Raw genomic sequence first — 9,146 nt, 5'->3', positions numbered from 1 at the left:
AGTCGTATCAGCTTCAGAAATAGCAAGGATACAAAGATAATGCCATAAAATCAATCCGTGTATCCGTGGCCGAATCCGTGTCTAGCAATTCTCACGCCTTAACAGCAACCCGATCACCTACCTCAACACTTGCCATAGTCGTATCAGCTTCAGAAATAGCAAGGATACAAAGATAATGCCATAAAATCAATCCGTGTATCCGTGGCCGAATCCGTGTCTAGCAATTCTCACGCCTTAACAGCAACCCGATCACCTACCTCAACACTTGCCATAGTCGTATCAGCTTCAGAAATAGCACGGAGACAAAGATAATGCCATAAAATCAATCCGTGTATCCGTGGCCGAATCCGTGTCTAGCAATTCTCACGCCTTAACAGCAACCCGATCACCTACCTCAACACTTGCGACAGTCGTATCAGCTTCAGAAATAGCAAGGATACAAAGATAATGCCATAAGCTCAATCCGTGTATCCGTGGCCGAATCCGTGTCTAGCCATTCTCACGCCTTAACAGCAACCCGATCACCTACCTCAACACTTGCCACAGTCGTATCAGCTTCAGAAATAGCAAGGATACAAGGATAATGTCATAAGCTCAATCCGTGTATCCGTGGCCGAATCCGTGTCTAGCCATTCTCACGCCTTAACAGCAACCTTACCTCCTGCCTCAACACTTGCCACAGGAGTCTCAGCTTCAGAAATAGCACACAGACAAAGATGACGCCATAAAATCAATCCGTGTATCCGTGGCCGAATCCGTGTCTAGCCATTCTCACGCCTTAACAGCAACCTTATCTCCTACCTCAACACTTGCGACAGGAGTCTCAGCTTCAGAAGGAGGCACAACTTGATAAAACTTCGGCAAATATTCAGACCAATTAGCCAAAATAGCCTTTGCCTTTGTACTACCAGTCTTTTCAACGTGTAACGAAATCAACTCTTTTAACTGTGCCTCACCTGTAGGTGTAGACACACGCTGAATAGAAACAATTTCATTATTCACCCTGGCCGGAAAATCACCATCCTCATCCAAGAAATAAGCAATTCCCCCAGTCATACCAGCACCCACATTACGACCCGCTTTACCCAAGCAGACAATAACGCCACCAGTCATATACTCACAAGCATGATCGCCAGCACCTTCAATAACTGCCTTACCCATAGAATTCCTGACAGCAAAACGTTCCCCTGCTTGACCATTAGCAAACAGAATACCACCAGTTGCACCATATAAACAAGTATTGCCAACAATCGCATTTTTCGCAGGATCGTAACCTGCTTCCACAGGTGGTTTAATAATAATCTCTCCACCGTGCATTCCCTTGCCAACATAATCATTTGCCTCACCTTGCAATGTTAAAATCATTCCTGGCAAATTGAAAGCACCAAAACTCTGACCAGCACTACCATTAAATGTGAGATTAATCAACCCCTCAAAACCAGTATTGCCATAACGAGAAGCGATCGCTCCTGCCAACCTTGCTCCCACGGTACGGTCAGTGTTAACTAATTTTATTGTTTTAGAAACACTGCCCTGGTTGCGAATTGCTGTTTGAATTTCCCGGTCATCTAACAAGACGTCATCTAAAACACAACCGTTGCTATGAACTGTTTCATGCTTTAACCAATCTCGGTTAGTGCGAGTATCTGGCAAATTTAGCAAACAGTCTAAATTCAAACTTTCTGTTTTAGTTAACTGCACATTTTCCCTTGCTTTCAGCAAATCTGCACGACCTAATATTTCACTTAGGGAACGATAACCCAACCTTGCTAAAATAGTTCGTACTTCCTCAGCAATAAACCAGAAGAAATTAACTACGTTTTCTGGTACGCCAGTAAATTTCTTACGCAACTTCTCTTGCTGAGTTGCCACACCAACTGGGCAATTATTAGTATGACAAATCCTCGCCATGATGCAACCCTCTGCAATCATCGCAATGGAACCAAAGCCAAATTCTTCCGCACCCATCAAAGCAGCTATGATTACATCCCAACCAGTTTTCAGACCACCGTCTACTCGGACAGTAACACGATCGCGCAGTTTATTTTCCATTAATACCCGATGTACTTCACTCAAACCTAATTCCCAAGGACTACCAGCGTGTTTGATCGAACTCAGAGGAGAAGCACCAGTACCGCCGTCGTGACCAGATATCTGAATGACATCAGCATTTGCTTTAGCTACACCAGCAGCAATAGTACCGATACCAATTTCTGCAACCAACTTCACGGAAACACCAGCATTAGGATTAATTTGGTGGAGGTCAAAAATTAACTGTGCCAAATCCTCAATAGAATAAATGTCGTGGTGAGGAGGCGGTGAAATCAACGTAACTCCTGGTTTGGAACGACGGAGTGTAGCAATGTAGTTGCTCACTTTTTTACCTGGTAACTGACCGCCTTCACCTGGTTTTGCACCCTGAGCAATTTTAATTTCTATTTGTTTAGCACTCATCAGATATTCTGGAGTCACGCCAAACCGACCGGAAGCCACTTGTTTAATAGCAGAAGAGGCGGTGTCACCATTCCGTAATCCCTTGAGATGAGGGAATAAACCAGACAAACCTTGACCGTTAACATCGTCTAAGATTTTAAATCTTGTTGGGTCTTCTCCACCTTCGCCAGAATTAGATTTGCCACCTATGCGGTTCATAGCGATCGCTAAAGTTTCATGCGCTTCCCGTGACAACGATCCTAGAGACATTCCACCAGTACAGAAACGTTTCATTATTTCTGCTGCGGGTTCCACCTCATCTATAGGTATAGAAGGGGAATAGCTATTCAAATCCAACAAATCCCGCAAAGCTGTTACTGGTCGTCCTTGCAAATATTTCCGGTAAACTTCATAGTGGTCATAGTTTGTTGTTTCTAGTGGCACAGGCAGGATGCCTGTGTCATTTTTCACAGGCAAGATGCCTGTCTCGCCTGTGTCGCCTGTGTCATTTTTCACTGGCAAGATGCCTGTGCCACTGCCATTATTAAACGTTGCAACCGCCTTATGCAGTGCTTTCGACATTTCCGGACTGTTCATGTGATATTCCCCACTAGGGCGATATTGCACAAACCCATAATTTTCCAGCTTTTTAATATTCAATTCTGGGAACGCCCGATGATGGAAAGAAATCACTTCTTGTGCTAACTCTGGCACTGTTAAACCACCCATTCGAGACGTAGTTCCCCGGAAAGCTAATTCTAATAAGTCTCCACCAATACCAATAGCTTCAAAAATCTGCGCTCCCTGATAAGAAGACAATAAAGAAATTCCCATTTTAGAGAGAATTTTCAATAGTCCTGCTTCTACTGCTTTACGATAATGTTTCTGAGCTTCTTCGATAGTGATTTTTGTAATTTTTCCCCGTTCCATTTGGTTTTGAACCGTGGAGCTAGACCACCAGGCACGAACAGACTCTAATGCTAAATAAGGATGAACCGCACTTGCTCCATAACCAACTAAACAAGCAAAATGATGGGTACTCCAACACTGAGCTGTTTCTACCACCAAAGATGCTTTCATCCGCAACCGTTCTTTAATCAAGTGATGGTGAACTGCACCTACAGCTAAGAGAGGAGGAATGTAAGCAAATTCTGCACTTATTCCACCATCACATTTGTCCGATAGAATAATAATTTCCTTACCATTTTGAACCGCTGTTGCTGCACGTTCGCACAAATTATTTACTGCTGTTTGCAGTCCTTCTGGTCCATTAGCTACAGGAAATAGAGTAGAAAGAGTTTCTGTGGCAAATTCTGAGTCTTGAATTTCTTTGAATTCTGCTGCGTTTAATACTGGTGATTCTACTTTTAATAAGCGTGCATTTTCAGCACTAACTTCTAATAAATTACCACGCTTACCGAGCAGCATATTGAGTGACATTACCATTCCTTCCCGGAGTGGATCAATGGGAGGATTTGTCACTTGAGCAAATCTTTGTTTAAAATAGTCGTACAGCAAATGGGGGCGCCCCGAAAGCACCGCTAGAGGAATATCATCACCCATACAAAATGTTGGTTCTTTACCCAAATTTGCCATATCACTAATGACCATATCCAGGTCTTCCAAACTATAACCAAATGCTGTTTGTAGTTGGAGCAGGGTTTGCGCTCCTAATTCAGTGTTAGCTGTAAAGGGTTGCTTTCCTATCTCCTTTCTGTGCTTTAACCATTCTCCGTAGGGATATTGGGAACTGATACGTTTTTTAATTTCCCAATTTTTGAGAATTTCATTGGTACTGAGGTCTACGGCGATGCTTTGTCCGGGAGCAAGACGACCTTTTTCAATTATTTCTGTTTCCGGTATCTCAACTACTCCTGCTTCAGAGGCAACAATAATTAGGTCGTCATTAGTAATGCAATAACGTGCTGGTCGCAAACCGTTCCGATCTAGAGCTGCTCCTACTTGTTTACCATCACTAAATACTAAAAGTGCCGGACCATCCCAAGCTTCTTGCAATCCACTATAATATTCGTAAAAATCGACAATTTCTGGATGATCCACTAAATCTGGTTGATTTTTGTATGCTTCCGGCACCATAATCATCAATGCTTCTAGTGGGGAACGCCCGGAACTTACGATTAATTCCATCACGTTGTCTAGATTTGCCGAGTCACTACTATCAGCGTTAACAAAAGGTTTTAACTCATCTAATCGCGCTCCCAAAATAGACGAACTCAAACTAGCTTCCCGCGCTTTCATCCAATTAATATTTCCTAGCAGAGTATTAATTTCCCCATTGTGACCTAGCAAACGCATGGGTTGAGCAAGAGGCCATCGAGGCATTGTGTTGGTGCTGAAGCGTCGGTGGTAAACGGCAAAAGAACTCTTATAAGCTGGATTTTTCAGGTCTGTGTAAAATTCTCCCAATACTGCAGAGCGCACCATACCTTTATATACAATAGTGCGACAAGAGAAAGAGCAAATATAGACATCTATCCCCCAAATAAAATTTTCTTCCTCTAAAGCACAACCAATATTACGACGCAATAAGTAGAGCGATCGCTCCAACTCATCCCCTTCCAACTTATCTGAACTGACAATAATTTGTTCAATCTGTGGTTGATTTCCCCGTGCTTGTGTTCCCAATATCTCTGGTTTAACTGGCACAACTCGCCAACCAACTACTGTTAGACCTTCTGTAGTTATTGTTTTTTCAATGATCTGGCGTGCTATTGCTGCCTTCTTTTCAGTTTGGGGCAAAAATATCATTCCTACCCCACTATTAGTAGGGTTTAAATCTAAATTTTCAGATAGCAATTCCCAAGGAATTTGAGTCATTAAACCAGCGCCATCACCTGAGTCTTGGTCTGCACTACAACCACCGCGATGTTCTAAGCAAGTTAGAGCAGGTAAAGCTTTTAATATAATTTCATGGCTTTTTTTCCCCGACGGGTGAGCAATAAAACCTACTCCACAGGCATCTCGTTCTTCCACCAACCATCTTTGGCCCTGATAAGTTTCTTTATTTGCTTTAAGATTTGTGTAAGATTGATTCATGTTTAATTTACCCATAACATTATAACTTTAAAGAGGGTGTCACCCTTGATATAGAGGTTTTCATCTAATTGTTTTGTTACTGCCTAAAGTACATAACAAATTCAACAACAGAGTGAAAATTTAATGTTGTTTGAAGGTTGATATAATAGCTGATATAGTCATGAGTATTTTCCTCATTCTCTTTCAAAATATATAGAGAATACTTGACGAATACTTCACAAAAATAGCAGCCTATGTAGAAGCACAGACCTTACATACAACTTCCCCACGAAAACCTGCAAAACTATTGTTCTTGCTATTTCATCAATTATCTTAATGATTACCAGAAAATAATTGTGATACAAAAAATACCCTACGCTCTACTCAAGATTTATGACAAAACAAGAGCGACACACTAAGAAAGTTGTTTTTTGATTCAAGTTAAATCTATAGAGTGCAATCTTTTTCAACTACTTTGACTTTCAACCTCACATAATGCCAATCATTTTATGTGTAGTTGTAATTGTTTTATTTAATTATAGGCCACTGTTTCTTCTATTAACTAAGCTCTATATATTTTTTAATTTTTTCACTTTCAGGAGTAGGAAGCATTGCTCATTTTTTGTCGTCAGAGAATATTTACAACCCTATATAGCGCTGTACTCCAGCAACAGGCAATAGGCAACAGGCAACAGGGGGAATAAAAAACCGATAATATTTCGATTTTAGCTATTGGACACTTCCTGTAATTTGTAAATATATAGCGCTAGGGAATAGGGAATAGGGAATAGGGAACAGGGAACAGTAGACTAAAGGGTTTTTCTTATAGGGAAATGCTCCGCAAACAGGATTTATAACTGTCCTAACCTTTGCTTCGACTGCTATACCAGCGCACATTGCTATATTTTTTGAGTTCCTGCACTTCCCATCTTCCCCTCTTTTTTTCTCTTGTGACAATAAATTGACCCTGGAGGGTAGGAAGTAGACAATAGGCAATCTTGCAATAGGGAGTAGGGAAGATGGGTCATTTACAGCGGTTTTCATTTCAGTAGACTACAGTAGGAACGCCCTTATGCAACGTCCCTACAGGGTTTTTGTTATGGCGATATGGTTCATCAATTTCACTTCTGCCTCCTGACTCCGGCCTCCTGACTCCGGCCTCCGGCCTCCGGCCTCCTGACTTCAGCGATACAGTCCATTGGGATAGCTTCTAACTCTTACCTTTCCCTTTCTGTATTTACCCCAAATTATTCTGAAATTAAAATTCTCACTATTAGCTGTATATCTATAAAATTACTAAATTACTTGGGATCAAAGGGCTTCAGAGAAACATTCTTACTACTAACTAATAGCCTTCTGGGTGGTGGTGCTGAGGAATGGTAGAGAGAGTGTGGTCCGTGTGGGAGGTGTGGTCCGTGTGGTCCGTGTGGTCCGTGTGGTCCGTGTGGGAAGAAATTAAAAAATATATATTTTCACCATTACAATGCAGGACTACCGCCTTCTGCGGTGTGATGGTCAAATATGTCAAATATATTTAGTATCAAGTAACTTATAATACCAAAGTACACCTGCTGTTTACTATCTATTAAACTAAAGAATATTAATCAATACAAAAAAGCTCAAAAAACCTGGAAAAGCTAGATCATAATCAATCCTAATTCATGTATAGTAACCCTATTAACAACAAATATTTGGGCATTTTTCCTAGTATTTTCTACAGAGATGATAGATAGTGTATGTAAAGATTTGATATAAATATCGAAAAAGCTTAAATGGGGGATGACAGTAACAGGGGTAACTTTGCTATGGTTGATACATTATCTAATTTAACTCCAACCCATAAAATATTTATCTATCAGTATTTGATTTGATAATCCATAAAATCATACTTATCTTTATACTAGATAGTTAATATTCCGTGAATTAAGGAGACCAATTTAAAATTACTGTTTTCTTTTGGAGAGCGTCAAACAATGGTACAACTCAAAGAAACATCTCAAACTTCTAAATTATCTATCCCTTCATCCTTACAAGGGCTTAATAGCACAGAACGTCCTTGGGGGTCATTCACTGTTTTAGAAGAAGGAGTTGGATACAAAATCAAGCGTATAGAGGTCAAACCAGGACATCGACTCAGCCTACAAATGCACCATCATCGTAGCGAGCATTGGGTTGTCGTTTCAGGAACTGCCAAGGTTACCTGTGGTGATCAAGAGGAAATTCTACAAAATAATCAATCTACTTATGTACCTCAGTGTACTTCCCATCGCTTGGAAAATCCAGGAGTTATTCCTCTAGTATTGATTGAGGTACAAAATGGAGAGTATCTTGGAGAGGATGACATTGTTCGTTTTCAAGATGATTATGCAAGAACAAAGTCTTAATTCCACTCTTAAACTAAATAATTTTTTCAATGATTAACTTGAGTGCAGCAGCAGTCCAAGAGATTATTCGTCTTCAGTCCAAACAAAATCAACCAAATGCCTTATTTCGCTTAAAGGTTAAACCTGGCGGTTGCTGTAATTTATGTTATGTAATGCAATTTGATTCACAACAGGCTAGTAACGATCAAGTATATAATCATGGCCAAATTAAAGTTGTAGTTGATTCTCAACAACTCAACTATCTGAATGGATTAACTTTGGATTATTCTGAAGACCTTATGGGTGGAGGTTTCCGATTTAACAATCCTAACGCTAAAGTAGCTTGTGGTTGCAGTAATTCTTTTTCGGTTGGCTCTTGACAAATACATTTAACTAATTTAAAATAAAAGATTGTTTGTAAAGTTTATGGTAAGAATATAGGAACAAAGGTAAAAACCTAAAAAGCTTCGGGAGGAAGTAAGCCAGCCCGTTTTAACGGCTGGTTGAATAACGACACGCGGGTTTTAACCCAGAGTAAAACTCTGGTATAATAGCGGAATAAGGAACAAGGTTTGTCGCCATGACCTTTAGCTAGTGCGGTGAAATTCCGGTGGACAGTATAAGGGGAATTAACTTCCTACGACGGCTGAAAGCAAGTAGGCAGCTAGAGCAGCGAGAAGATTGCTCCAACCTGCATGAGTCAAACCACTCTTTTAGCTAACAAAAAAAAGTAAACTCACAGCTAGATTTCCGTCTATGCCGAGGAGTTTAGGAGTCTGTTGACAGGCTTTAAGCAAATGTGGATTGCTCCCATTTGCGGTGGACTAAACACAGAATCCAGGGTGTTTCAAGCCCTGGAGATGTCAAAATACTTAATTATCCTTATAGTTTCCCAAAACTTCCTCAAAAGTAGGCCGTTGCACCAAATGACCATCTGGTGTAACGGTAAGTTATTCCTAATCAAATAATTTGAAAAATTATCAAATTAAAATTAATTAGCTATCAACTTTTCCTGACTATGGAATGCTTTGCCAACACTATCTAGCTGTCAGCTAAAAATTTAATGGTAACAGTCCCCGACTATATTTTAAAAAGTGGGTGGTGGGTGTTAATGGGGATAAAAAGCCCCACTATAAACCTTTAGAAGCTGTTTTACTATGCAACATAAAAGGCGGTAGCCAAGCAAATCGCAATATGCTGATAGTTGATTCCTAAGTCCTACTTTAATCATCCCAATCTTTTAGGCAAATGTAACTTTCAAGACTAAAAACAATATATCGACTAATTGTTGGAAAATTAAAAATTATCTTAATA

General features: G+C 40.3%; 4 protein-coding genes. 3 read left to right on the top strand and 1 reads right to left on the bottom strand.

The genetic code is table 11. The annotated features are described in order from the left end of the window. Positions 1-771: 771 nt before the first annotated feature. Positions 772-5,505, bottom strand: a complete 4,734-nt coding sequence (locus tag F6K40_RS14825) for a glutamate synthase-related protein (RefSeq protein WP_293137083.1) — start codon at positions 5,503-5,505, stop codon at positions 772-774. A 1,340-nt stretch (positions 5,506-6,845) separates the two neighbouring features. Between F6K40_RS14825 and F6K40_RS14820 the strand changes: the two genes are divergently transcribed. The 3 genes from F6K40_RS14820 to F6K40_RS14810 all read left to right on the top strand — a co-directional run bounded on the left by F6K40_RS14820 (position 6,846) and on the right by F6K40_RS14810 (position 8,212). Next, positions 6,846-7,007 (top strand): hypothetical protein, encoded by a 162-nt coding sequence (locus F6K40_RS14820; RefSeq protein ID WP_293137081.1) that lies wholly within the window; start codon positions 6,846-6,848, stop codon positions 7,005-7,007. A 435-nt stretch (positions 7,008-7,442) separates the two neighbouring features. Further along, positions 7,443-7,853 carry a cupin domain-containing protein gene (locus F6K40_RS14815; RefSeq protein ID WP_293137079.1) on the top strand — a complete coding sequence of 137 codons (411 nt, stop codon included), beginning with the start codon at positions 7,443-7,445 and terminating at the stop codon, positions 7,851-7,853. Positions 7,854-7,882: 29 nt separating this feature from the next. After that, entirely contained in the window at positions 7,883-8,212 is a 330-nt protein-coding gene (locus F6K40_RS14810; protein WP_293137078.1) for a HesB/IscA family protein, read from the top strand. Positions 8,213-9,146: the final 934 nt, after the last annotated feature.

It is taken from the genome of Okeania sp. SIO3I5, assembly GCF_010672085.1.
Classification (GTDB): Bacteria; Cyanobacteriota; Cyanobacteriia; order Cyanobacteriales; family Microcoleaceae; genus Trichodesmium.
This window is presented reverse-complemented; position numbering and strand designations above follow the sequence as displayed.